Source organism: Ruegeria sp. HKCCD4884 (assembly GCF_013110855.1).
Classification (GTDB): domain Bacteria; phylum Pseudomonadota; class Alphaproteobacteria; order Rhodobacterales; family Rhodobacteraceae; genus Ruegeria.
Window position 1 is genome coordinate 26,966 of sequence record NZ_WVRJ01000013.1, and the last position, 23,486, is coordinate 50,451.

The 23,486-nt window shown below is 56.0% G+C and carries 20 protein-coding genes; 10 read left to right on the forward strand and 10 right to left on the reverse strand.

What is annotated here, in order from left to right:
• Positions 1–55 precede the first annotated feature (55 nt).
• The 10 genes from GS636_RS17495 (at position 56) to GS636_RS17540 (ending at position 11,341) form a co-directional block, all read left to right on the forward strand.
• Positions 56–1,315 (forward strand): ABC transporter substrate-binding protein, encoded by a 1,260-nt coding sequence (locus GS636_RS17495; protein ID WP_171185487.1) that lies wholly within the window; start codon positions 56–58, stop codon positions 1,313–1,315.
• Positions 1,316–1,408: 93 nt separating this feature from the next.
• Positions 1,409–2,335: a carbohydrate ABC transporter permease gene (locus tag GS636_RS17500; RefSeq protein ID WP_171094759.1), complete on the forward strand. Its 927-nt coding sequence runs from the start codon at positions 1,409–1,411 to the stop codon at positions 2,333–2,335.
• A gap of 1 nt (position 2,336) precedes the next feature.
• A complete protein-coding gene (locus GS636_RS17505) occupies positions 2,337–3,185 on the forward strand; it encodes a carbohydrate ABC transporter permease (RefSeq protein WP_171094761.1) in 849 nt (282 codons plus the stop codon).
• A gap of 22 nt (positions 3,186–3,207) precedes the next feature.
• Entirely contained in the window at positions 3,208–4,548 is a 1,341-nt protein-coding gene (locus GS636_RS17510) for an alpha-glucosidase/alpha-galactosidase (RefSeq protein WP_171671149.1), read from the forward strand.
• Positions 4,549–4,606: 58 nt separating this feature from the next.
• Positions 4,607–6,313 (forward strand): IlvD/Edd family dehydratase, encoded by a 1,707-nt coding sequence (locus tag GS636_RS17515; RefSeq protein ID WP_171671151.1) that lies wholly within the window; start codon positions 4,607–4,609, stop codon positions 6,311–6,313.
• The gene (locus GS636_RS17520; protein ID WP_171094768.1) at positions 6,313–7,077 is read left to right on the forward strand and encodes an SDR family NAD(P)-dependent oxidoreductase; all 765 of its coding nucleotides are present in this window, start codon (positions 6,313–6,315) and stop codon (positions 7,075–7,077) included. The genes GS636_RS17515 and GS636_RS17520 overlap by 1 nt, the downstream gene beginning before the upstream one ends.
• Positions 7,078–7,081: 4 nt before the next feature.
• The gene (locus GS636_RS17525; protein ID WP_171671153.1) at positions 7,082–7,969 is read left to right on the forward strand and encodes a 2-dehydro-3-deoxygalactonokinase; all 888 of its coding nucleotides are present in this window, start codon (positions 7,082–7,084) and stop codon (positions 7,967–7,969) included.
• Positions 7,966–8,571: a 2-dehydro-3-deoxy-6-phosphogalactonate aldolase gene (locus GS636_RS17530; RefSeq protein ID WP_171671156.1), complete on the forward strand. Its 606-nt coding sequence runs from the start codon at positions 7,966–7,968 to the stop codon at positions 8,569–8,571. The genes GS636_RS17525 and GS636_RS17530 overlap by 4 nt, the downstream gene beginning before the upstream one ends.
• Positions 8,568–9,428, forward strand: a complete 861-nt coding sequence (locus tag GS636_RS17535; RefSeq protein WP_171671159.1) for an SMP-30/gluconolactonase/LRE family protein — start codon at positions 8,568–8,570, stop codon at positions 9,426–9,428. Before GS636_RS17530 ends, GS636_RS17535 begins: the two co-directional genes overlap by 4 nt.
• Complete coding sequence (locus GS636_RS17540) at positions 9,425–11,341, forward strand: beta-galactosidase (RefSeq protein ID WP_171671161.1); 1,917 nt, start codon at positions 9,425–9,427, stop codon at positions 11,339–11,341. Before GS636_RS17535 ends, GS636_RS17540 begins: the two co-directional genes overlap by 4 nt.
• A gap of 40 nt (positions 11,342–11,381) precedes the next feature.
• On the opposite strand, the gene GS636_RS17545 is transcribed toward GS636_RS17540, so the two are convergent.
• The 10 genes from GS636_RS17545 to GS636_RS17590 form a co-directional block, all read right to left on the reverse strand.
• Positions 11,382–12,653 (reverse strand): ABC transporter permease, encoded by a 1,272-nt coding sequence (locus GS636_RS17545; RefSeq protein ID WP_171094780.1) that lies wholly within the window; start codon positions 12,651–12,653, stop codon positions 11,382–11,384.
• Entirely contained in the window at positions 12,650–13,570 is a 921-nt protein-coding gene (locus GS636_RS17550; protein WP_171185474.1) for an ABC transporter permease, read from the reverse strand. Before GS636_RS17550 ends, GS636_RS17545 begins: the two co-directional genes overlap by 4 nt.
• 11 nt (positions 13,571–13,581) lie before the next feature.
• A complete protein-coding gene (locus tag GS636_RS17555; protein WP_171094784.1) occupies positions 13,582–14,694 on the reverse strand; it encodes an ABC transporter ATP-binding protein in 1,113 nt (370 codons plus the stop codon).
• A 116-nt stretch (positions 14,695–14,810) separates the two neighbouring features.
• Positions 14,811–15,935 carry an extracellular solute-binding protein gene (locus GS636_RS17560; protein ID WP_171094786.1) on the reverse strand — a complete coding sequence of 375 codons (1,125 nt, stop codon included), beginning with the start codon at positions 15,933–15,935 and terminating at the stop codon, positions 14,811–14,813.
• A 126-nt stretch (positions 15,936–16,061) separates the two neighbouring features.
• Positions 16,062–18,047 carry a beta-galactosidase gene (locus GS636_RS17565; protein ID WP_171671163.1) on the reverse strand — a complete coding sequence of 662 codons (1,986 nt, stop codon included), beginning with the start codon at positions 18,045–18,047 and terminating at the stop codon, positions 16,062–16,064.
• Positions 18,044–19,690 (reverse strand): amino acid ABC transporter permease, encoded by a 1,647-nt coding sequence (locus GS636_RS17570; RefSeq protein WP_171647195.1) that lies wholly within the window; start codon positions 19,688–19,690, stop codon positions 18,044–18,046. The genes GS636_RS17565 and GS636_RS17570 overlap by 4 nt, the downstream gene beginning before the upstream one ends.
• Before the next feature lie 65 nt (positions 19,691–19,755).
• Entirely contained in the window at positions 19,756–20,505 is a 750-nt protein-coding gene (locus GS636_RS17575) for a basic amino acid ABC transporter substrate-binding protein (protein WP_171671166.1), read from the reverse strand.
• A gap of 22 nt (positions 20,506–20,527) precedes the next feature.
• A complete protein-coding gene (locus tag GS636_RS17580; protein ID WP_171671168.1) occupies positions 20,528–21,574 on the reverse strand; it encodes a LacI family transcriptional regulator in 1,047 nt (348 codons plus the stop codon).
• Entirely contained in the window at positions 21,574–22,323 is a 750-nt protein-coding gene (locus tag GS636_RS17585) for a sugar phosphate isomerase/epimerase (RefSeq protein ID WP_171671171.1), read from the reverse strand. Before GS636_RS17585 ends, GS636_RS17580 begins: the two co-directional genes overlap by 1 nt.
• Positions 22,324–22,403: 80 nt before the next feature.
• A complete protein-coding gene (locus GS636_RS17590; RefSeq protein WP_171671173.1) occupies positions 22,404–23,486 on the reverse strand; it encodes an ABC transporter ATP-binding protein in 1,083 nt (360 codons plus the stop codon).

Consider the following 23,486-nt stretch of genomic DNA (forward strand, 5'->3'; position numbering starts at 1 on the left):
ATAAAACTTGGTTTCAATATTTGGAACCTCACATGGGAGCAACAGGGAGGAGACCATGTATTCCACTTTCAAGCGCACAACGGCTGCGCTGGCGCTTGGCGTCGCAATGGCGGCGCCGGCAGCTGCGGAACTGACCGGAGAGCTGCGCATTTTTCTGGACACGTCAAACCCGGCGCCGCGTGCGACGATGGAAGCGATGATCGAGCGGTTTGCGGAACAGCATCCAGGTTTGGAAATCGAAACCACCGTGATCGACCGCGAAGCTTATAAAACGCAGATCCGCAATTTCCTTACGGCCGACACTCCGGACGTGGCCACTTGGTACGCAGCCAATCGCATGAAGCCGTATGTTGAGGCTGGCCTGTTTGAAGACGTATCAGACCTGTGGGCCGAGCCTGAAATTGCCGAGAACCTGGCTTCGACCAAAGGCGCGATGACCATCGATGGCAAGCAGTGGGGTGTGCCATACACCTACTATCAGTGGGGCGTTTACTATCGCAAAGACATCTTTGATGAGCTGGGCTTGAGCGAGCCGACGACCTGGGAAGAAGAACTGGCCAACTGCCAGAAGATCGTCGATTCAGGTCGCGCCTGCTATACCATCGGCACCAAGTTCCTGTGGACCGCCGGTGGCTGGTTCGACTACCTGAACATGCGCACCAACGGGTTTGACTTCCACAACCAGCTCGCCAATGGCGAAATCAGCTGGGAAGATGATCGAGTCAAACAGACCTTCGCCAACTGGAAACAGCTGATCGACATGGGTGCGTTCATCGACAACCACCAGACCTATAGCTGGCAAGAGGCCCTGCCCTTCATGGTCAATGGCGAAGCCGCTGCTTACCTGATGGGCAACTTCGCCGTTGCGCCGTTGCGTGATGCGGGGCTGACGGATGATCAACTGGACTTCTACCAGTTCGTTTCCATCAATCCCGACGTCGAATTGGCCGAAGACGCGCCGACAGACACGTTCCACATCCCGGCCAATGCGTCCAACAAAGAAGCCGCACGTGAGTTCCTGCGCTTTGTGGTTTCGGCAGACGAGCAGACCGAGATCAACAATGGAGCAAACCTTGGTCAGCTGCCTGTGAACGCGCAGTCTTCGGTGGATGACGACAAGTTCCTCCAGCAGGGCTTCCAAATGTTGTCATCCAACAGCCCGGGCGGTGTCGCTCAGTTCTGGGATCGCGATGCACCGGCTGAAATGGCCAAAGTGTCGATGGAAGGCTTCCAGGAATTCATGGTCAAGCCGGACAATGCTGATCGTATTCTGGCGAAACTGGAACGCGCTCGTCAGCGCATCTACGACAACTAAGCGGATCGGGCCGGGCTAATTGCCCGGCCTACCTATCCCCTGAAATATAGGACGGGCTTCAGTCCGCCACCCCTTATCACCCGGAACACCGTCATGACCGTTGCCGCCGACATCCCAGAACAAGAAAGCTGGTTTCACCGCAACCAGCAGCGAATTGCGCCGTGGTTGTTTCTGGCACCGGGTCTGCTGTTCTTCATGGTCTATGTGATCATCCCGGTATTCCAATCCTTCAACCTGTCCCTTTACGAATGGGACGGTTTGGGCGCAGCCGAATATGTCGGGTTCCGGAATTACGAAGACCTGTATTGGGAATGGGTGGATCGGGATGCTTTTTTCATCTCGCTGAAAAATAACCTGATCTGGCTGGTCCTTTATCTTCTGGCGATTCCGGCGGGCCTGTTCATTGCATTATTCCTGAACCAGACGGTTTGGGGCATCCGCCTGTACAAGTCCCTGTTTTTCTTCCCGTTCGTGATCTCTCAGGTGGTCGTCGGCCTTGTATTTACATGGTTTTATGACCCGACCTTCGGGCTCTTGAACGAATTCCTTGGTTTCTTCGGCCTTGGCCCGCTGAATGTGCTAGGCGACGAACGGTTCGTCACCTATGGCATCATCTTCGCCGGTCTTTGGCCGCAAACCGCATATTGCATGATCCTGTATCTGACGGGCTTGAACGCTGTGGATCCGGAACAGATCGAGGCCGGGCGATTGGATGGCGCAAAAGGGTGGAGAATGCTGTGGCATATCATCCTGCCACAATTGCGCCCCGCCACCTTCATCGCTTTCGTAGTTACAATCATCGGCGCGTTGCGCAGCTTCGACCTGATCTCGATCATGACCCAAGGCGGACCCTTCGGATCATCTCGGGTGCTGGCCTACTACATGTTCGAGGTTGCCCTGTCTGAATACGGCTTCCGCATGGGATATGGCGCCGCGATCGCAGTGATCCTCTTCCTCATCATGCTCTGCTTCATCGCCTACTTCCTGTGGTCGATGTACCGCGAAGAAAAGGGGCACTGAAATGTTTCCCAAACCCATCGAAAAACAACCTCGCGCGGCGCAGATCACCTATCAGGCCATGCTGCCGCTGGCCCTGTTGCTATGGCTTGGTCCATTGCTGGCGGTTGCCCTGTTTTCGGTCAAGCCCGCGGCAGACTTCACCAATGCAAACTATTGGGGATTGCCATCAAGCTTTGAAGGCGCGTTCAACTACGGGCAGGTGTTCTTCAACTCGGACATGCCGCGCTATTTGTTGAATTCGTTTATGATCACCGTCCCGACGGTGATCGGAGCTGTCGCGCTAAGCTGCATGACAGGCTTTGCGCTTGGGATCTACAAGTTCAAATCAAACCTCTGGATCTTTTTCATGTTTGTTGCGGGCAACTTTGTTCCCTTCCAGATCCTGATGGTGCCTGTCCGTGATCTCACGCTTGAACTCGGTCTCTACAATACCAAAACTGGCCTTGTCCTGTTCCACATTGCTTTCCAAACCGGGTTCTGCACCTTGTTCATGCGGAACTTCATTCGCGCCCTGCCCTTCGAGTTGATCGAAGCTGCACGGGTCGAGGGTATCAGCGAAATCCGTATCTTCTGGTATGTCGTTTTGCCCTTGATGAAACCTGCAATCGCTGCGCTCAGCGTGCTGATCTTTACCTTTATCTGGAACGACTATTTCTGGGCCGTTGTTCTAACCCAAGGCGCAGAAAGCCAACCTGTTACGGCGGGGATCACCAGTTTTAACGCCCAGTTCAGGGCTGCTTACCAATTGATGAGTGCAGGCTCGATCGTCGCAGCCTTGCCGCCTGTTGCCATGTTCTTCCTCATGCAGAAACACTTCATCGCGGGCCTGACCCTCGGTGCAGTAAAATAACGTCAAACCAAGAGTTTGTAAGATGACAAAGATCACCTTTATCGGTGCAGGTTCCACGATCTTCATGCAGAATATCGTTGGTGACGCCCTGCTGACCCCTGCACTGGCAAACAGCCACTTTGCGCTTATGGATATTGATCCCGAGCGGCTTGCTGAAAGCGAAACTGTAGCACGCGCTATGATCCGTTCGGTCGGCACAGGGGCAACGGTGACGACTCATACCGACCGTCGCGCAGCTTTGGATGGCGCAGATTTTGTAATTACTGCTTTTCAGGTTGGAGGGTATGAGCCCTGCACTGTCACCGATTTCGAAATCCCCAAGCAATATGGCCTGCGCCAAACCATTGCCGACACGCTGGGCGTCGGTGGCATCATGCGCGGATTGCGCACGGTTCCGGTGTTGTGGGACGTCGCACGTGACATGATGCAGCTATGCCCGAACGCAACACTGTTGCAATATGTGAACCCGATGGCGATCAACACCTGGGCGCTGGCCGAGCAATTCCCGGCGCTGAAACAGGTTGGCCTGTGCCATTCGGTTCAGAATACGGTCGAAGAACTGGCCCATGATCTTGACCTGCCCAAAGACGAGTTCCGCTACAAAGTCGCTGGTGTAAATCACGTCGCCTTTTTCCTGAAACTCGAACACCAGGGGCGCGACCTCTACCCCGCGCTGCGGCAAGGCTATGCCAGTGGCCAAATTCCCAAGACTCCGCTGCTGATGCCACGCTGCCCCAACAAAGTGCGGTATGAAGTCATGGATCACCTTGGCTATTTTTGCACTGAAAGCTCGGAACATCTGGCGGAGTACGTCCCGTGGTTCATCAAGGACGGGCGTCAGGACCTGATCGAGCAGTTCTCGATCCCGCTGGACGAGTACCCGACCCGCTGCGTTGAACAGGTGGCCAACTGGAAAGAACAAGCCAAGACATTGACCGACGGTCGTGACATTGAAGTCATCCGCAGCCACGAATTTGCCGCTGACCTGATGAACGCCATCGTCACGGATACGCCCTATACAGCCTATGGCAACTTGCCCAACACCGGCCAAATTCCCCAACTTCCACTGGGCGCAGCGGTTGAAACGCCCTGCCTAGTCGACAGCAACGGTGTGCAGCCTTCGGTCGTCACCGATATCCCGCCGCAACTGATTGCCTTAATGCGCACTCAGATCAACGTGCAGGAACTGACCGTTCGGGCTCTGATAGATCAGAACCCCGAATACATCTATCACGCCGCCATGATGGATCCGCATACCGCGGCCGAACTCGACCTGCGCCAAATCCGCAACCTGGTGAGTGACCTGTTAACAGCCCATGCCGACTGGCTGCCCGATTGGTGCCGCCCTGCTCGGGCCGCCTGATCTTCATCTTTTTAAAAAATACTCAATTCCAACCGCAGCCAAGAAAAGCACCGCAAAAATGACAAAACGCCGCTCACAGCATTGGTACGGAAAGCTCGACAAGGACGGGTTCATTCATCGCTCCTGGATGAAAAACCAGGGGTTTCCTGACCATGCTTTTGACGGGCGCCCTATCATCGGCATCTGCAACACTTGGTCGGAATTGACCCCCTGTAATTCGGGCCTGCGCGATCTCGCCGAAGGGGTCAAACGTGGCGTGTGGGAGGCAGGTGGCTTTCCGGTCGAATTCCCCGTTATGTCACTGGGCGAGACGCAGATGAAGCCGACCGCCATGCTGTTCCGCAATCTGCTGGCGATGGACGTCGAAGAAAGTATTCGTGCTTACGGCATCGACGGCGTTGTCCTTCTGGGTGGGTGTGACAAGACAACACCGGGGCAGTTGATGGGCGCGGCTTCGGTCGATCTGCCGTCAATCGTGGTCAGCTCTGGCCCGATGCTGAACGGCAAGTACCGCGGGCAGGATATCGGCTCGGGCACAGATGTTTGGAAATTCTCGGAAGCGGTCCGTGCTGGAGAAATGACCCTGCAGGACTTCATGAACGCCGAATCCGGCATGTCTCGCAGCGCAGGCGTTTGCATGACAATGGGAACAGCCTCCACTATGGCATCGCTGGTCGAGGCGATGGGTATGTCCTTGCCTACCAATGCTGCCTTGCCTGCCGTGGATGCCCGCCGTATGGCGCTGGCGCATCTGACCGGCAAAAGGATCGTCGAGATGGTGGACGAAAACCTGAAACCCTCGGACATTCTGACCAAAGAAGCTTTTGAAAACGCCATTCTGGCCAATGCCGCCGTGGGTGGGTCTACCAACGCCGTCGTTCATCTGTTGGCTCTGGCAGGCCGTGTTGGCGTTGATCTGACGCTCAAGGATTTTGAGATCGGATCGGAAATTCCCCTGTTGGTGAACTGTATGCCTTCGGGCAAATACCTGATGGAGGACTTCTGCTACGCAGGCGGGGTTCCCGTCGTGCTGAACGAGCTTAAACCTTTCCTTCGCCCGGCAAAAACCGTGTTGAACAAGGACATTTCAGCCCATTACGAAGGGGCCGAGTGCTTCAACACGGACGTCATCCGCCCTTTCAACGATCCGGTGAAACCTGCCGCCGGTCTGCGCGTCTTGCGAGGCAACTTGGCGCCCAACGGGGCCATCGTGAAGCCTTCGGCGGCGACAGATGAACTTCTGGAAACGGAAGCCGAGGCTTATGTTTTTGAAAATATTGAGGACCTGAAAGCCAATATCGACCGGGATGACTTGCCGGTCACACCCAAAACCATTCTGGTTCTTAAGGGCTGCGGCCCCAAAGGGTATCCCGGCATGCCCGAAGTTGGCAACATGCCGATCCCGGCCAAGCTGGTGAAAGAAGGTGTGCGTGACATGATCCGCATCTCAGACGCGCGCATGTCCGGTACCGCTTATGGCACCGTCATTCTGCATGTCAGCCCCGAAGCGCAAGCCGGTGGTACACTGGCACTGGTGAAAACCGGTGACCGCATTCGTATCTCGGCCAGCAAGGGTGAGATGGAATTACTGGTTGATGAAGCGGAACTGGACGCGCGCCGCACCGCGTGGCAACCGGACGAACCTCACTATACCCGCGGTTATGCGAAACTTTATATCGACCACGTTCTGCAAGCCGATCAGGGGGCCGACCTTGATTTCCTTGTGGGCAAAGACACACGCCTTGTGACCAGAGAGAGCCACTGATGCCACAACCAGCAACATTTCACGACCTGAACGGGGCGTCCGTTTACATCACAGGCGGTGGCTCCGGCGTGGGCGCTGCGCTGACCGACGGTTTCATGGCTCAAGGCGCCAATGTGGCCTTCATCGGTCGCTCGGATGCCAATGCGTTTGTCGAAGAGATGCGCGACAAACATGGCCGCGCCCCCCTTTTCATGCAGGGTGACATGACTGACACCCAACTGCTGCACGCTACTATGCAAAAGGCAGCTGAGGCGCATGGTCCCCTGAATGTGTTGGTCAATAACGCGGCCAACGATCAGCGGCACGCCTTGGACGAAACAACGCCAGAGTTCTGGGACTGGATGATCGAGGTCAACCTGAAAGCCTACTACTTCGCCTGTCAGGAAGCGGCCCGGCAGATGAAAGAAGGCGGAGCGATTATCAATTTCAGCTCGATCAGCTACATGATGGGCAACGCAGGTTATCCAATCTACACGACATCAAATGCCGGAATTACCGGTATGACACGCTCGTTGGCGCGCGAACTTGGGCCGCAGAACATCCGGGTCAACGCTCTGGCCCCTGGCTGGGTTCTGACACAGAAACAGCTGGACATGTGGGCCACGCCCGAAGATTTGGCTGCACATCTGGATCGGCAGTGCCTGAAAGAGCATCTGACACCTGACGATATGATTGCACCCACCTTGTTTCTGGCGTCTAAGGCCAGCCGCGCGATGACCGGGCAGTGCATGGTCGTTGACGGTGGCGTTGTTGTAACGGGGTGATGGGATGAAAGCAGATTGGATCGCTGTTGATTGGGGCACCTCTCATCTGCGGGCTTGGGCCATGCAGGGGACTGAGGTTCTGGATCAGGCGCAGTCCGGTGCTGGTATGGCTCATGTTGGCAAAGGTGGATTTCAAGCGGCTTTGCTGGATCTCATTGAAACGTGGCTTACAGATACCCGCATCGATGTGATTGCCTGCGGTATGGTCGGAGCACGGCAAGGCTGGGTCGAAGCACCTTATGGCGCTGTTCCAACCCAACCTCTGCCCGGTGCGCCGGTGCAAGTTCCAGACACCGATCCGCGCATCCGCGCTTTTGTCGTGCCAGGATTGAAACAGGTAACACCACCGGACGTTATGCGGGGCGAAGAAACGCAGATCGCGGGATTTCTTGCCGCGCGGCAGAATTGGGATGGGGTGATCTGCTTGCCTGGAACCCATACGAAATGGGTCCAAGTTAGCGCGGGCGAAGTTGTCAGCTTTCGGACGTTTATGACGGGAGAGATGTTCGACCTGTTGTCAGGGCAATCGGTGCTCCTGCATTCAGTTTGCGAAGGTTGGGATGACAACGCATTTGTGGACGCCGTTGCAGATACACTGTCCAAGCCCGAACAACTGGCTGCACGCCTATTCGGTATACGCGCTGCAGACTTGTTGCAAGGACAGGACAAAGGCACCGCGCGCGCGCAGCTTTCGGGGTTGCTGATCGGTGCCGAGTTGGCCGCCACCCGACCCTATTGGTTGGGGCAACAGTTGGCTGTCATTGGTGCCGACGGTGTATCGCAGATCTATGTAACTGCTCTTAAATTGCAGGGCGCGTTTGTCGAAACTGAAAACGTCACTGCGGCAACGCTGGCAGGGCTTGCTCTGGCAAAAGACAAGGTGAATTCATGAGCCGTCCCATCATCGCCATTCTTCGTGGGCTTAATCCGACCGAGGCCGAAGCCGTTGGGCACGCGATACTTGACGCAGGGATTGACCGGATCGAAGTACCGCTCAATTCTCCCGACCCGTTAGACAGCATCGCCATTCTGGCCGGGTCATTCGGGGATCAGGCTTTGATTGGCGCTGGCACTGTAATGTCAGTCGATCAGGTTGAAGCTGTTTCCGCTGCCGGGGGCAAACTGATCGTGTCCCCAAACTATGATGCTGACGTGATCGGACGTTCGGTTGCCTTGGGGCTGCAAAGCTGGCCGGGTATCTACACCCCGACCGAAGCATTCGGGGCCCTTAAGGCCGGGGCCACAGGATTGAAGCTGTTTCCCGGAGTGATGGCAGGCCCTGCCGGACTGGCCGCATTACGCCCGGTTTTGCCTGACGGTGCGCTGGTCTTTGCCGTAGGTGGTGCGGGACCTGAGAATTTCGATCAGTGGATCAAGGCCGGTGCGGATGGGTTCGGGATCGGATCGGCGCTGTATAAACCTGGGATGGACGTGACCGAGATCGCTGATCGCGCCCACCAGATCGTTGCCGCCTATGACAAGGCGGCGGGATGAGCACTGTTTTCGATGATCGCCCCTGCGAACTGGGCGAAGGCCCTTTGTGGCACCCCGAGCGGCAACAGTTGTATTGGTTTGACATCATCGGCAAACGCCTGATGACCCGTGACGGGCAAGAACCGCATAGCTGGGCATTTGATGAACATGTCTCGGCCGCCGGGTGGGTAGACCGCGATACGCTGCTTCTGGCGTCGGAAACGGGGCTTTGGCGTTTTGACCTCAATACTGCAGACCGCAGCCTGATCACGCCATTGGAGGCAGACAACCCAGTGACCCGCTCGAACGATGGCCGTGCTGATCCTTGGGGTGGATTCTGGATCGGAACGATGGGGAAGGAAGCCGAACCCGGGGCAGGATCGATCTATCGTTTCTGGAATGGAGCGTTGAAGCGTCTGGTTGCGGATGTAACAATCTCAAACGCGATCTGTTTTGTTCCGGATCGGTCGGTTGCATATTTTTGCGATACCGTGACAGGGCAGGTTCGGCGTTGGAAGCTGGACGCGGAAACCGGTTGGCCTGAAGGGGATCATACGGTCTTTCTGGACCTTCGGGCCGAAGGGTTGAACCCCGACGGTGCTGTGGTTGATGCCGCTGGCAACGTCTGGATTGCCCAATGGGGTGCCAGCCGGGTTGCGTGCTACACTCCTGACGCACAATTCCTAAGCGCTGTGGCAATGGACGCGGCGCACACATCCTGCCCGGCCTTTGGCGGCAGTGATCTGAGTACGCTGTTCTGCACAACAGCGCGTCAGGGGTTAAGTGCCGACGAAATCGAAGCGCAACCAAACAACGGAAAGACCTTTGCCGCGCTGAATGCCGGGCGGGGTCAGGCAGAACACAGGGTCATTTTATGAAGCCGGAACTTGGCGTTTGCTATTATCCCGAACATTGGCCCGAGGCGATGTGGGCGGAGGACGCCGCACGCATGATCGGCACCGGCCTGACCTGTGTTCGGATCGGTGAGTTTGCATGGAGCCGTATGGAACCTCAGCCGGGACATTTGCAACTCGATTGGCTGGACCGTGCGATCGAAACACTTGGTTCCGCTGGCTTGAAGGTCGTGCTGGGCACGCCAACGGCGACACCGCCCCGCTGGATGGTGGATAAACACCCGGATATGCTTGCCGTGGATGAACAGGGGCACCCACGCAAGTTTGGGTCGCGGCGGCATTATTGCTTTAGCCATCAAGGCTATGTCGATGAATGCTCACGCATTGCCCGTATCATGGGCGAGCGATATGGCCACAACCCACACGTGGCCGCATGGCAGATCGACAACGAATATGGGTGCCATGACACGACGGTCAGCTACAGTGCCCCTGCTCTGCACGCGTTCCGACAATGGCTTGCGAAACAATACGGGTCGATCGAAGCGCTCAACACTGCATGGGGCAATGTGTTTTGGTCGATGGAATACGCCAGCTTCGATGAGATCGACCTGCCCAATCAAACCGTAACCGAACCGAACCCGGCCCACGTTTTGGCGTTCCGGCGGTTCAGCTCGGATCAGGTTGTGGCGTTCAACAAGGCTCAGGTTGACGTCTTGCGGCAGCTGACCGACGTCCCGCTGCTGCACAATTACATGGGCCGCGTTCTGGATTTCGATCACTTCGAGGTCGGCGCAGATTTGGATATCGCCACCTGGGACAGTTACCCAATTGGGTTTTTGTCGGATCGGCTGGAAGATGACGACGGGCACAAGGTCGCTTTTCTGCAGCAAGGCGATCCGGATATGCAGGCGTTTCATCATGACCTTTACAGGGCCGTCGGACGCGGACGTTGGTGGGTGATGGAACAGCAACCCGGTCCCGTAAACTGGGCGCCTTATAACCCGGCGCCCCTTCCCGGAATGGTACGGCTGTGGTCTCTTGAGGCCGTTGCTCATGGCGCTGAAGTGGTGAGCTATTTTCGTTGGCGACAAGCCCCCTTCGCGCAAGAGCAGATGCACGCAGGCTTGTTGACGCCGAATAACCGCCCCGCTCCTGCTTTGACCGAAGCCCGCCAAACCGCAGATGCACTGTCAGAATTGGGTGAAGTGCGGCAAGAGCAAGCCAAGGTGGCTATCGTGTTCGACTATGCATCGGACTGGGCATGGGCCACTCAGCCGCAGGGGGCCGGGTTTGATTACTTTCGATTGGTCCTCTCGGCCTATCGCGCGCTGCGCCGCGTGGGGATGTCGGTGGATTTCGTATCTACTCATGACCTCTCAGGAAAATACGATCTGATCCTTGCGCCGGGTCTGGCGACGCTTGGTCAGGATTTGGAGAGCCGTCTGCAATCGGCATGTAAACTCGCCATCCTTGGCCCCCGAAGTGGTGCCATAACGGGCGATTTCCAAATTCCCGAGAATGGCCGCCCCGGATTGAGTGCATTGGACTGTGACGTCGATCTGGTCGAAACGCTTCCTCCGACGGTTGAGCGACCTGTTAACGGCGGTGGCGCGGCGTTGCACTGGGTTGATCGACTGTCAGGTTCCGCCACGGACTTGCTGAATTTCGAAGATGGGGCAGCCGCGCTCAAAGGGGAAAACGGGGTTTGGTATCTGGCGGGGTTTCCTGACGAACAGCTTTGGGATCGGGTCATTGCGATGGCGGCAAGGCACACAGGGTTGAGCGTGCAGGCCATGCCTCAAGGCCTGAGGATGCGCGAGACAGCTGATCATGTGTTTCTGATCAACTACAACGCAAACCCGGTGATCTGGAATGGGCAAACTGTTCAAGGCTGCGATGTCGCCATCCTGAAACGCAATCCGCCCGGACAGGGTTGATCCTGATCCGGGCGGATGCCTTGGCTATCAACCGGCAAAGTTAGTCGTCGTTTTGCAGGCTGTTGGGGTCGAAGACGTTGCCGAACCCGCTGTTGTTCGATGGGGCCGGGTCGGCCTCGGACGAACCATCGTCGCTTTCGCTTTCGTCTCCGCCCAGAGAGTTGGGGGCAAACACGTTTCCAAAGCCACTGTTGTTCGACGGCTTCGGCGTGGACTGTGCCCCGCCCTGTTCGGCTTCTTCGGCTTCGCGCTGCTTGCGGCGCTCTTCGCGTTGCTCGCGCAGTTGCTGAATGCGCTGTTCGGCCTCCAGCTGTTTCTGCTCGCGTACGTCAGCAATGCACTGACCAGGGTCGTAGGCCGTTGCGGTGCCGACAACCGTGATCGTTGCAATCGCAAAAACAACCACCAGAACCGCAGCTGCGTTTCCAGCAAAGAAGCTGGGCAATTTGATCTTGCCTGCCAGTTCCTCAACCGTTGCGTTCTTGCGCGCCGCTGCCACCAGTTCCTGACGCTTGAGTTTCGCTTCATTCAGCAAAGCAAAGAACACCGTTAATGCCACAATAATGAACGCCAGCGCTGAAATCGCGGGTGTGATACCATAGCGAACTTTTTGGGCCAGCTCGATTGTCAACGTCGGGTATTCACCAAACGTAAAGGTGGTGGTGTTGTAGTTCTCGAACGAAGCGAGGAATGCCAGCACCGCCGCCGAGGCAATCGCCGGGCGCATGAACGGCAGCAATATCTTGCGGAACGCCTGTGCGTGGCTGGCCCCAAGGTCCAATGCTGCTTCGGTCAGGGCAATATCGTAGCGCTGCAATCGCGCCACCAGCACCAGCATGCAATAGCTTGCGATAAAGGTGGACTGGCCGATCACCGTCAGGAAGATACCGTTCGACAGAAAGCTATCTGCACCCAACCCCAGCATCCGGTTGATCCGGTCCCAGAACACCAGAGTCGAGATACCCAGAACCACACCAGGGATCAGGATTGGCGCAATGATGATCGTATAGTAGGTCGCGCGCAGCTTGGGCCAGATCTGCGTCAGCATCAACGCGCCCGCCAGTCCCATTGCTACCGACAGGATCACTGTCCCCAGACCGACAATCACCGAGTTCTTGATGCCGTTCAGGATACGTTGATCCTGAAACAACTCACCAAACCACTGGAAGGTCAGGCATTCCCATGGGCTCATCCTTGGGAAACCGGATGAGTTGAACGCGGTGATCGACATGATCACAAGCGGTCCCAGCAGATACAGGAAGAAGATCGCCAGATATGCCCAGACGCTTATACGGAGGAAGGAATTGTTCATTTCCCGATATCCCCCATGTTCACCTTGAACAGGCGCATGACTGCCAGCACGAACAGGATACACGTCACCAACAGAACGATGGCGTAGGCGGCACCCTGAGGCCAGTCATTGTTGTCGTTGAACTGCTGATAAATCAGCTGCGTGAACCAAAGCGACGACGGTCCGCCCAGAATCTGAGGTGCGGCCAGCGCACCGGCACTGAGCATGAAAACCATGGTACAGCCTGAACTGATCCCCGGCTTCGCATAAGGAATGACCACACGCCAGTGAATCCGCCACCACGGCGCACCTAGGTCACGGGCGGCCTCGATCTGGTTTTTATCGAGACTTTCTATGACGTTATACATCGGGAAGACCATCAGAAGGATATAGGCGTAACCCAGACCGGCATAGAGCGCGATGTCGTTTCGGATAAAATCAAACGGCGTATCCCAGATTCCCAAGCCCATGAACAACGTGTTCAGCACCCCGGTTTCACCAAAGATGATCCGCAGGGCAAAAGCCCGCAGGATTTCGTTGATCCAGTAGGGGATGATCAGCATGATCGCAAAGATGCGGATATGGCTTCCTTCGGATTGCCCAAGGTAATAGGCGATTGGATAGCAGATAATCAGGTTGAAGATCGTCACACAAACTGCTGCGACAAGAGTGCGGAAAAACACCCTCAGATCGACTGTGTTGTAGTCCTGACTGCCACCTTCCGGGCCGTAAATCAGATACTTGTAGTTCTCAAGCGTATAGACGTCCTTGGGGCCGCCGATCTCGGGCGGCGGAAGGTTCGGACGGAATGAAAAGTCCAGCATCGATAGCTGCGGCAGGATAATCAGGCCGATGGTCCAAAACAGAACCAGACCCAAGATCGCCAACCCCATGCCCGTGCCATTGCGGTTGAAGAATTCTTTTAGAAACTGGGGCATCTGCTACACCCCTACTCTGCGGCCAGTTCACCCGCTGGCACCAGAACCGCATTGCGGGTCTCGTATTCCAGCGTGATAGTCTGGCCGGTGTGGTCTTCAAAGGACTGTCCGAGGTTTGGCAGAGACACTTTGATCTCTTTGCCACCATCGCCTTCGGTGAAGATATTGAAGACGTTTCCTTCGAACTCCTCGTGCTTCACCCGGGCGGTCACGAAATGGTCCCCAGTGCTGCCATCGGGAGCGATGGTAAAGGCTTCTGGGCGCACGAACATCATCGCGTCGTCGCCCTCTTTCATCTTACCCTGATTGGCTGTTGAAATGCGCGCCACCAGTTCGCCCGATCGGTTGGTCGCAATGAGCGCTTCATTTCCCATGACTTGTTTAATTTTACCGCGGAATACGTTGTTTTCGCCAACAAAAGAGGCGGCAAACGCGGTGTTCGGGTCGTTGTAAATAGTTTTGCCATCCGCAATCTGATCAATCACGCCTGCACGCATGACCGCGATGTTGTCCGACATGGTGAGCGCCTCACCCTGATCGTGGGTGATGTAGATAAAGGTGATGCCCACGCGCTGCTGAATCTCACGCAGCTCGGTCCGCATGTGCTGACGCAGTTTCAGGTCCAGTGCCGACAGCGGCTCATCTAACAGCAAAACATCAGGCTCAGCGCAGAGCGCACGAGCAATGGCCACACGTTGGCGTTGGCCACCGGACAGTTCGCTGGGCAGTTTGTCGCCCTGTCCCGGCAGCGCGATCATGTCCAGAAGCTCATCGGCTCGCTTACGACGTTCGGCTGCACTGGCGCCTTTAATTTCCATCGAAAAAGTAATGTTTTCCCACACTTTCATCAGCGGAAACAACGCCAGGTTCTGAAAGATCAACGCCGTGGGTCGCTTGTTAGGGCCGATGCCACGCATGTCATTGCCGCCGATCAGCACTTTGCCTTCACTGGGCTCCAGAAAACCTGAAACGGCGCGCAGGATCGTCGTTTTGCCACAGCCCGATGGCCCGAGAAACGAGAAGAAATCGCCCCCGTTGATGTTCACATTCGCGTCCCGCACAGCGACGAAATCACCAAAGCGGATCCACAGGTTTTCAAGATCGACGCCGACCCCTGCACTCATTTTAGGTATCTCCCTGAGGCGCGCATTGTCGTCACACCACATTGCTTTCCGTCACGCCGGGACGGCGCGCAGATTGTGGCCCCCCGCGGTTTGCGGAGGGCCGTTTTTCTAAGCGGTTAAGCGCTTTTGAACTTGTTGACGAACTCGGTCCGTGTTTCAGCATACCAAGGCGCTTCGGCCGGCCACGGGTTGAGGTTGGCCAGCGAGTCCCCCGGATAGGCTTCGGCAAAGTTCTTCTTGTAAGTGTCGCCCGAATATTGATCGGCACCCAGAACCGGCGAGTTGTAGCCGTGGCTGTCGATAGCAACACCAGCAGGTTTCGCCTGATAGGCAAAGTCAATGAATGCGTAGATCTGATCGATATTCGCAGCACCTGTTGGAATCGACATACCGTCAACCCAGGCCATCGCACCTTCGACAGGCGCCTGGTAGTGCACTGGCTCGCCGGCGGACTTCAGCGCCAGTGGCGGGCCGTCCCAAGTTTGGCCAACGATCACACCTTCGTTCAGCAGACCGTTCTTCTGCGTATCGGCGTCATTCCAGATCAATTTGATACGATCCTTCCGCGCGATGCACCAGTCAGTGATCTGACCCCAGACCTTGCGCATTGTGTCTTCGTCACCATACGCAGCCCAGACCGAGCCCGGCTCCATTTCGCCAGAACGCTCCATGAACAGACCCGCACCCAGCATCATCGAATGCGCGCGACCCATTGTCTTGCCCGCGTTTTCTTCCGACCAGACATCGCCATAAGACGGCGCATCACCTTCCGGCAGCCACAAATCGGTGCGATACGCGATGCCTTCTGTGCCCCAGATATGCGGCAGCCAATGCGCGCCTGATCCGCCGAAGTTCCAAGCGTCAGTACCGATCTTGGCCATTGCCGGGTTCACCAGATCAATCGGAACCTTGTTCATGTCAAAGGGTTGCAGCAGCTCCAAAGGTTCCCACTGCAAAGAGCGGTTGTTGGTGGGCGAGACAATGTCAAAGCCCTGGCCCTTGGTGGCCTTCATCTTGTTGATGATTTCTTCGTTCGAACCGATGCCGGTGTAGTTAACTTTGATGCCGGTCAGGGTCTGAAACTCTTCGATAAAGCTGGGTGGAAGATAGTCCGACCACATCAGAATGTTAATCTCACCCGAAGACGCCAGCGCGCTCTTGCTGTACAGCGGTGCCGCCAAAGCAGCTGCGCCCGCGCTTTTTAGCACCGAGCGTCTGGAAAGAGTCGATTTATCAGCCATTAGAATTCTCCCATTGATGGACTGTTTTGTTTTTATTTTTTGTTTATAGGACTTTCCGTGTCAGTACGGCAGTCCAAAAGTGACAGTTTTTAGAAATCTTAAGTCCAGTTCCTTACAAGAACACGTTCAGATTGTTCTTTTTGGTGTCACATCTTCTTGCCAAACAGCCAAATCCCTGGCGCCTACTGGATCAGCGCCCAACAAAAATGTGCGGTGCTCTCCGACGGGCAAGTGTTTCGGAACGTCCCCAAAATTGAACGCAAATTGCAAGTTACCACGTCGGGTCATACGAATGTCAGAATCGCATTCCAAAGTGCTTATGCCAGCCCATTCCATTGCCTGTCGCAAAATGGACAAAAGCAATCTGTCGCGAGGGATCATGGCCAAATAGATCGCCCGGTCTGATCGAACGACAGCAGGGCTTCCGTCGCAATAGGCGCTGTCAAAGCGGGCAAGAACGTGTTCCTTGGTCTCGACAATCTCGCGCCATCCACAGAAAGCAAACCGTTGACCGTCGGCCAGTTGCACAGTCTCTTGCGCCAAATGTGGAAGAGACTCGACACGGGTCACACGAACTCCGGTCAGCGCGGCCAAAGCACCGGGTGCGAGGTTTTCTGGGGTATGCATCCAAGGCGTTTTGCTGCCGGACCGCGCCCCGATCACCAGTTTCGCACCCGAATCAGAAATTCTGGCGGCAAGGTTTGCACTGACAATCATGCTCTGAGGAAGAAGGATCAGCGCGTAGCCATTCAAGTCATCTTCCGGCCCGAGGAAATCGACGTCTGCGCCAAGCTGGCGCAAGCCCGCATACCATTCCCGGAAAATATGTGCGTTCGGAAAATCCTCATCATGTGGCAGGATGTCCGCCGCCCAGATCGAACTATAGTCCAGCAGTATCGCCACCTTGGCTTTGCACCGTTCAACCGGGGGCAGCGCGTTGCGATCTTTCACGATCTGAGTCAGTTCTGTTGCGGCTTGATCCGGGCTGTTATCTGAACGCAGCAAGGCGGTATGGTATTGTTCCTGTGCAAATTTTGCTTGCCGCCAGCGAAAGAACATAACCGCTTGCGCCCCATGAGCATAAGCTGCCCAAGTCCAAAGCCGCACTATACCCTCAGCCGGAGCGGGATTCTTAGCCGCCCAGTCCACCGGCCCCGGTTGCTGCTCCAGAATCCACATCCGGCCACGTCCCTGACTGCGATACAGATCGCAATGAAAGCCCTGATAATCTGGAGCACCTGTTCGCAGATATCGACGCTTTTCGTCATCGGACAAGGTCGAACCCATCAGGTTCCCCAACGGATAGCTGTCGAATCCGACAACATCCAAATCTGCAGCGACGGCATGGTGGTCGAACTCAAAACTACCGGCCATGAAGTTGTGCGTGATCTCGCGGCCCGGAGCGTGTTTCCGAAGAACGTCGACTTGCGCTTTGTTAAACAGACGTACCCTGTCTGAAGAATACCGCATGAAGTCCAGCGCCTGCGTCGAGTTCGGGGCAGCAACCAAGCCGATTGGCAGCTCGATCTGTCCAAACGCGGAATAGAGCGATCCCCAAAACACTGTTCCCCATGTCTGATTCAACGCGTCGATAGTTCCGTATTGCTGTTCCAGCCAGCGCCGAAATCCGATGCGTGCCGCTTCTGAATAGCTAAGCACCGTATCGTGGTCGTTATATTCATTGTCGATCTGCCAGGCGTGGACATGAGGGTTTGTTCCATACCTGCGGGCATATTCGGTTGCGATCCTTTGGGCTTCGGACAAATAGATTTCGCTGGAAAAGCAGTAATGCCTGCGCGCGCCATATCCTCTGACCCGACCGTCCGGCCCAACTGGCAGAATTTCGGGGTGCTCATCGATCAGCCACTTTGGCGGGGCGGCCGTGGGGGTCGACATCATAACTTTTAGACCGGCATCCCCCAAAATTTCGATCACCTCGTCCAGCCAATCCCAACGGAATTGCCCACGCGCGGGTTCGATCAGACCCCAGGTGAATTCGGCGATCCGCACCCAATCCAACCCCATCTCGACCATGCGTCTGGCATCGTCGCGCCATTGGGACGGGTCCCATTGCTCGGGGTAATAGCAAACCCCCAGTTCAAGCTTGCTCATCTATCGTCCTTTGCGGTGCGCCGCTCGATCCACTTCAAGAAGCTGGCGCATCCCAATGTAATCACGACATAAAGGATGGCCGCTGTGTTAAATGGGGCGAACGGCAGGAAACTGGCGGCTTGAAACTCTCGCATTCTCTGGGTCATGTCCCGGACTGAAAGGATCGACAGCAGAGAGGTGTCCTTGATCATCGCAATGAATTCGTTACCCAAAGGCGGTGTCACAATCCGCAATGCCTGTGGCAGGACGATCAGCCGTGCAGTTTGCCACCGAGACAGCCCCAGAGAACTGCCCGCTTCCAACTGTCCTTTAGGGATCGCCTCGATTCCAGATCGGAAGATCTCGGCCATATAGGCGGAATAACCCACCGAGATGGCGATGATCCCGCGTGTCATATTCGTCATGTCTATGCCGCCCCCTGTGGCGTCCTTGACCGCACCGGCCAGCGGCAAACCTATGTAGAGAATGATCACCAGCATCGGGATGCCCCGGATGGTATCCACAAAGAACTCGGCCCCGACGGCAAGCGGGTGCAATTTATGCTGCGCTCCGCCTATGGTCAGCGTTAAAAGCAGAAAGCCAAAAACTGCAAAAGCCAGCGCCGGATTGCGAAACTTGTCCGGCAAAAAGCTGGTTTGCCAGAGCACAGGATAACCCTGAGTATGCGCCTCAACCGGGACAAATGCCCCCGACACGCTGTCAACGGTTTCTATTTGCTCAAGCGCCGCCGCTGCGTCTGTGGCGCTGCGAATGCGATAATTTTGTTCTCCGCCACCTTCGAATTCACCGAAACGGATAATGTCTGCCTGCGCCTGCGGGGTGCCGCGCACAATGGCAATGCGGGCGTCCGTGCTGCCAACAAGGACATAATTCACCTGTGGCTGCATGAAGAAGAAGGTCGAAACGCCCAAAAGACCCAAGCTTATCGCACCATAGACCATCGTTGTGCGCGCTTTGGGTTTGAATGACTGTAGCCCAACCCAGATAAGCCCAAGGATAGCGGCGAAGATATAAGCAAAGATCGCCGCGCGGAACGTGATCGCAACCCCGGTGGCGAATTGCCAATGGGCCATGAACATCAGGTAGAACAAAGAAGCTCCGGTCAGAACCTCAAACCCAATTTGCACGAAACTGCGCAATGGATTGGCCAGACGACCCGACACAAAGCACAGCGCGACGACAACCGCGTAGATCGCCAGCAAAATCTGTAAACCTGTCTGAACCTGATTTACCACTTCGGGGAACAGAACCCAGGTCTGGCTGGATCGGTCAATCAAAGTTGAAGTGTTTTCGTTAAGTGCATGAAAAAACACTGACTCGGCGAAAGGTAAAAGAATCTGAGGCGCAACAAAGGAAAGGATCGACAGCCCGACCGCAACCGGAAATGCCGCTATTGCTGAGACACGCAACCAGGCTGGCGCCTGCAACTGGAAACGAGAGTGCCGGGCGCAGAGATAGCCCAGGGTCGCCGTTGTCAGGATCAGCAAAAACCCGACAAAGATAGGCCCCGCATTGTTGCCGATCCCCAGGATGGCAACCAGAGATCGCAAATACTTGGATGAGGTGGCAAACAGGTAAATAATGAACGGCGCGGCAGCGAGCAACACAAGGTTGCTCGGGCGGATCGAGCTCAGGCGCGACATGGGGTTCTCCGCTAAGTCAAAACCCCGGCGAATAAACTCCGCCGGGGCTGTAGGTGTTCAGAGGATCAGTTGGTGCCCCAGTATTGGGCCATCAGCTTGTCCAGCGTGCCGTCTTCCTTGATGGCGGCGAGGCCAGTGTTGATTGCGTCGACGGTTGGGTCGCCTTCCTGAAAAACAATACCCAGCGGGTCGGACTGCAGACCGGTTATCCCGACCGTCAGTTCTCCAGCAAATTCCTGCTCGTATGCGGATGCAGATGTGCCATCGATAATCACACCCTGAACGTCTGCGTTTTGCAGCGCTAGAATGGCCGCCGAGAAGTTGTCATACAGGCTGACATTCTCACGGCCCACCAATTCTTCGGCCAGTTGCGCATTGGTCGTTCCGGTTTGTGCGGCAAGCTTCTGACCACCCGCCTTGAAATCGTCCAACGTCATGTCCGCGTTGTCGACCTGAAGCAGGATCGCCTGGCTGACAACGATGTATGGCTCGGAGAAATCCATTGTTTCTTCCCGCTCCGGCGTGATTGAGACGCCCGAAATCACCAGATCGAACTCGCCTTGCTGAAGGGCTGCAAAGATGCCATCCCACGCCGTGTTGACGAAGTTTGGAACGCAGTTCACGCGCTCGCAAATGGCGTTCATGACGTCAACGTCAAAGCCCACAATCTCACCGGTTGTTTCATCCACGGTTTCCATCGGCGGATAGGTCGCGTCCGTCCCGATCTTGAGCACGCGACCTTCCAGATCAGCGGCAAACGCTGCGGGCGCTGTCATCGCGGCAAGCGTCGCCGCGGCAATTAGGTGTTTGAACATGTTTGGTCTCTCCTCTGTTGGTCTAGGTTACTTGCGCATCTTGTGACGCAGGTGTGTCAGGTTGCCGCTCGATCAGTTTGGGCTTGATCTTTTTTTGAATCTCTGGCGGGTCAGCGCCGTCCAAGGCTTTCAGCATGAACTCTCCCAACAGGCGGCTCGTTTCACCAATGGGCAGGTAATAGGTGCTGGGCGGGGGCACAAAGTACTGGCTGAGTTTCAGGTCATCGTTTGAAATGACCACAACGTCCTGCCCTACCCTCACTCCTGTTTCGGCTGCGGCTGACAAGGCGCCAAGGGTCATCGCCTCGTTAGCGCAAATTATAGCGCTTGGTGGGTTCGGCAGTTTCATTAGTGCAGAAAAGGCTACTTGGCCTGTCTCTGCTGTCGTTGGCCCGGTTTCTATCAGTGTCGGGTTAAAGCCCACCCCTGCCTCTGACAAAGCATCTGCATAACCCTTGAGTCGTTGTTGCGCATAGATCAGATCATCAGGCGGGTTGATCAATGCGATCCGACGATGACCCAGGCGGATTAGTCGCGCGGTCGCATCGAAGGCAGCCGCCTGACTGTCGAGGTCCACATAGGCATGCGACCGGGTACTGTCGCTCATACCATATGTGACGAAAGGGAATCCCTCGGCCTGCAAGTATGCGATGCGCGGGTCGTTCACACGGGTGCCCGAGAAGATCACGCCATCGGCCAAACCCTCTTGCACGATCGAGCGCAAGGTCTCCAGTTCAGTGTCGCTTTCGCTGATGCTGAAAACGCTCAGTTGATAGCGCGACCCCTGAACCGCGCCTGAAATTCCGGCCAAAATACGCGTGAATTCTACGCCTTCCCATTCCTCGGCAGACTCTTCCGACACGGTCACCAAAACTGCGATCCGATAGGACTTGTTGGTGCGCAGCTTGAGCCCATCCAGGTTGACGCGATAGCCTAACGCGGCGGCGGCCTTTTGAACCTCCTCGCGCGTTTCTTGTTTCACTGACGGGGCATCCCGCAACGCGTTCGAGACCGTGCCAACAGAATAGCCTGTCTTCTTGGCGATCGATTTGATCGTCGCCCGCGCCATCAGGTGGCCCCGATCAGCTGTTCGGTCAGGAACATCCGCCCTGTGTTCAACGTGCGTCTGTGATTAGAACTTTCGTCATGTTCTACAAACAGATCGGTGCAGTTGCTGTGCGCGAGGGCATTTAATGTGGCACCCCAGTCCACAACGCCCTCACCCAGATCGCGCCAACATTCGTCACCTGTCCCAGCATCCGGATCGATGTCTTTTGCATGGACCGACAGGATTCGGTCTGCGTGGAGAGTGAGTGTTGCCGCAGGGTCTAGACCAGAAGCTTGCAGCCAGCCGACATCCGGCTGCCAATAAACTTTCCCCTGGGCCAGTATTTGATCCAGAGGCGTTTCACCGGGGTTTCCCACCAAATCAAAATCATGATTGTGATAGGCAAGGCGGATGCCGTGTTCACTAAGCTGATCAGCCCATTCAGACAACTGGCCCGACACTGCCATCCATCCCCGGGCAGTGTCGGGCCGCACCTGGGGCGCCAGCCAAGGCATGACGGCCACCTGGCATTCCAAAAGACCTAGAACTTCGACGACCTCGTCGAAACGGGTGTCGAACTCTTCCCAGTCAAAATGCGCCGACCTTACGTTTAAACCTGATTGATGAACAATGCGTGCCATCTGCTGCGGGCTGAGATCATGCAGGCCGGTGGTTTCGACATCAGTAAAACCGCAAGCTGCAACCAGACGCAGCTGATCTGACAGATCGCCACATTGGCGGACGGTATAAAGCTGGGCTGAAACTCTCATTCACCACCATTGAAACGTTTCAATTATGGTGGAATACGAACTATCGCGTTGTCAAGCGTCGCGTTGAACGCCCGTTGCTATCACTTTCGCATCGATACGCCGTTGTGGAACAGGTGTACTTTTTCAGGGGCTGCGGTCACGGAAACCGTTTGCCCGCGCATATTCCTTTGAACACCAGGCAGTTTGGCAATTGGCGCTTCCGCGTCCGCGGTTTTCTCAAAATACAACAGTGTGACTTCACCCAAAGCCTCGGTGAAATCAACGGTTCCAGTCAGGATCGCGGTGCTTTCTGTGATGACAAAGTCTTCAGGGCGCACCCCGATCTTGACCTGCTTGCCCTGATTACTGTCCTCGGTCGGAATCGCGGAAACGGCGGTGCCGCCCGAGGCAAGCTCGACGGTCGTTGTCGCCCCCGTTCCGGTGATAGTTCCGGGCAAAAGGTTCATTGAAGGCGAGCCAATGAATTGGGCCACAAACTCGTTGTCGGGCGTTTCATAAAGCTCAAGCGGCGTGCCAACTTGAGCAATACCCTTGTTGGCCAAAACCACAATCCGGCTGGCCAATGTCATCGCTTCGACCTGATCGTGGGTGACGTAGATCATGGTGCTGTCAGGCATGGCCTCTTTCAGCCGCGCGATTTCGATCCGTGTGGCGACCCGGAGGGCTGCGTCAAGGTTCGACAGAGGCTCATCAAAAAGATACACCTTTGGGTCGCGCACGATCGCGCGCCCGATCGCAACACGTTGTCGCTGACCGCCGGATAGAGCTTTGGGCAACCGGTCCAGAAAGGGGTCCAGTTGCAGAATCTTGGCGGCACGCTCTACCGCAGCATCAATCTCGGCCGTAGGCATCTTGGCGATTTTCAGGGCAAACGCCATGTTCTCGCGCACGGTCATGTGGGGATACAGGGCGTAGCTTTGAAAAACCATCGCGATGCCCCGTTGTGCGGGCGGCACATCGTTCATGACCTGCCCTTCGATTTCCAGCGTGCCGCCTGTAATCTTTTCTAAACCGGCGATCATCCGAAGCAGAGTGGATTTCCCACAACCGGAAGGACCAACAAAAACGATCAGTTCGCCCTGCTCAATGTCGAGATTGATGTTCTTCAGAACGTCAACAGGGCCATAAGACTTGGCGACATCCGTTAGGTTGAGTTCAGACAT

Excerpts from the sequence above, each read along its gene's own strand:
- GS636_RS17590 (WP_171671173.1), bottom strand. The coding sequence starts at position 23,486 with ATGTCTGAACTCAACCTAACGGATGTCGCCAAGTCTTATGGCCCTGTT.
- GS636_RS17505 (WP_171094761.1), top strand. The coding sequence starts at position 2,337 with ATGTTTCCCAAACCCATCGAAAAACAACCTCGCGCGGCGCAGATCACC.
- GS636_RS17535 (WP_171671159.1), top strand. The coding sequence starts at position 8,568 with ATGAGCACTGTTTTCGATGATCGCCCCTGCGAACTGGGCGAAGGCCCT.
- GS636_RS17540 (WP_171671161.1), top strand. The coding sequence starts at position 9,425 with ATGAAGCCGGAACTTGGCGTTTGCTATTATCCCGAACATTGGCCCGAG.
- GS636_RS17520 (WP_171094768.1), top strand. The coding sequence starts at position 6,313 with ATGCCACAACCAGCAACATTTCACGACCTGAACGGGGCGTCCGTTTAC.
- GS636_RS17575 (WP_171671166.1), bottom strand. The coding sequence starts at position 20,505 with ATGTTCAAACACCTAATTGCCGCGGCGACGCTTGCCGCGATGACAGCG.
- GS636_RS17550 (WP_171185474.1), bottom strand. The coding sequence starts at position 13,570 with ATGCCCCAGTTTCTAAAAGAATTCTTCAACCGCAATGGCACGGGCATG.
- GS636_RS17580 (WP_171671168.1), bottom strand. The coding sequence starts at position 21,574 with ATGGCGCGGGCGACGATCAAATCGATCGCCAAGAAGACAGGCTATTCT.
- GS636_RS17560 (WP_171094786.1), bottom strand. The coding sequence starts at position 15,935 with ATGGCTGATAAATCGACTCTTTCCAGACGCTCGGTGCTAAAAAGCGCG.
- GS636_RS17585 (WP_171671171.1), bottom strand. The coding sequence starts at position 22,323 with ATGAGAGTTTCAGCCCAGCTTTATACCGTCCGCCAATGTGGCGATCTG.
- GS636_RS17530 (WP_171671156.1), top strand. The coding sequence starts at position 7,966 with ATGAGCCGTCCCATCATCGCCATTCTTCGTGGGCTTAATCCGACCGAG.
- GS636_RS17500 (WP_171094759.1), top strand. The coding sequence starts at position 1,409 with ATGACCGTTGCCGCCGACATCCCAGAACAAGAAAGCTGGTTTCACCGC.
- GS636_RS17570 (WP_171647195.1), bottom strand. The coding sequence starts at position 19,690 with ATGTCGCGCCTGAGCTCGATCCGCCCGAGCAACCTTGTGTTGCTCGCT.
- GS636_RS17525 (WP_171671153.1), top strand. The coding sequence starts at position 7,082 with ATGAAAGCAGATTGGATCGCTGTTGATTGGGGCACCTCTCATCTGCGG.
- GS636_RS17555 (WP_171094784.1), bottom strand. The coding sequence starts at position 14,694 with ATGAGTGCAGGGGTCGGCGTCGATCTTGAAAACCTGTGGATCCGCTTT.
- GS636_RS17545 (WP_171094780.1), bottom strand. The coding sequence starts at position 12,653 with ATGAACAATTCCTTCCTCCGTATAAGCGTCTGGGCATATCTGGCGATC.
- GS636_RS17565 (WP_171671163.1), bottom strand. The coding sequence starts at position 18,047 with ATGAGCAAGCTTGAACTGGGGGTTTGCTATTACCCCGAGCAATGGGAC.
- GS636_RS17495 (WP_171185487.1), top strand. The coding sequence starts at position 56 with ATGTATTCCACTTTCAAGCGCACAACGGCTGCGCTGGCGCTTGGCGTC.
- GS636_RS17515 (WP_171671151.1), top strand. The coding sequence starts at position 4,607 with ATGACAAAACGCCGCTCACAGCATTGGTACGGAAAGCTCGACAAGGAC.
- GS636_RS17510 (WP_171671149.1), top strand. The coding sequence starts at position 3,208 with ATGACAAAGATCACCTTTATCGGTGCAGGTTCCACGATCTTCATGCAG.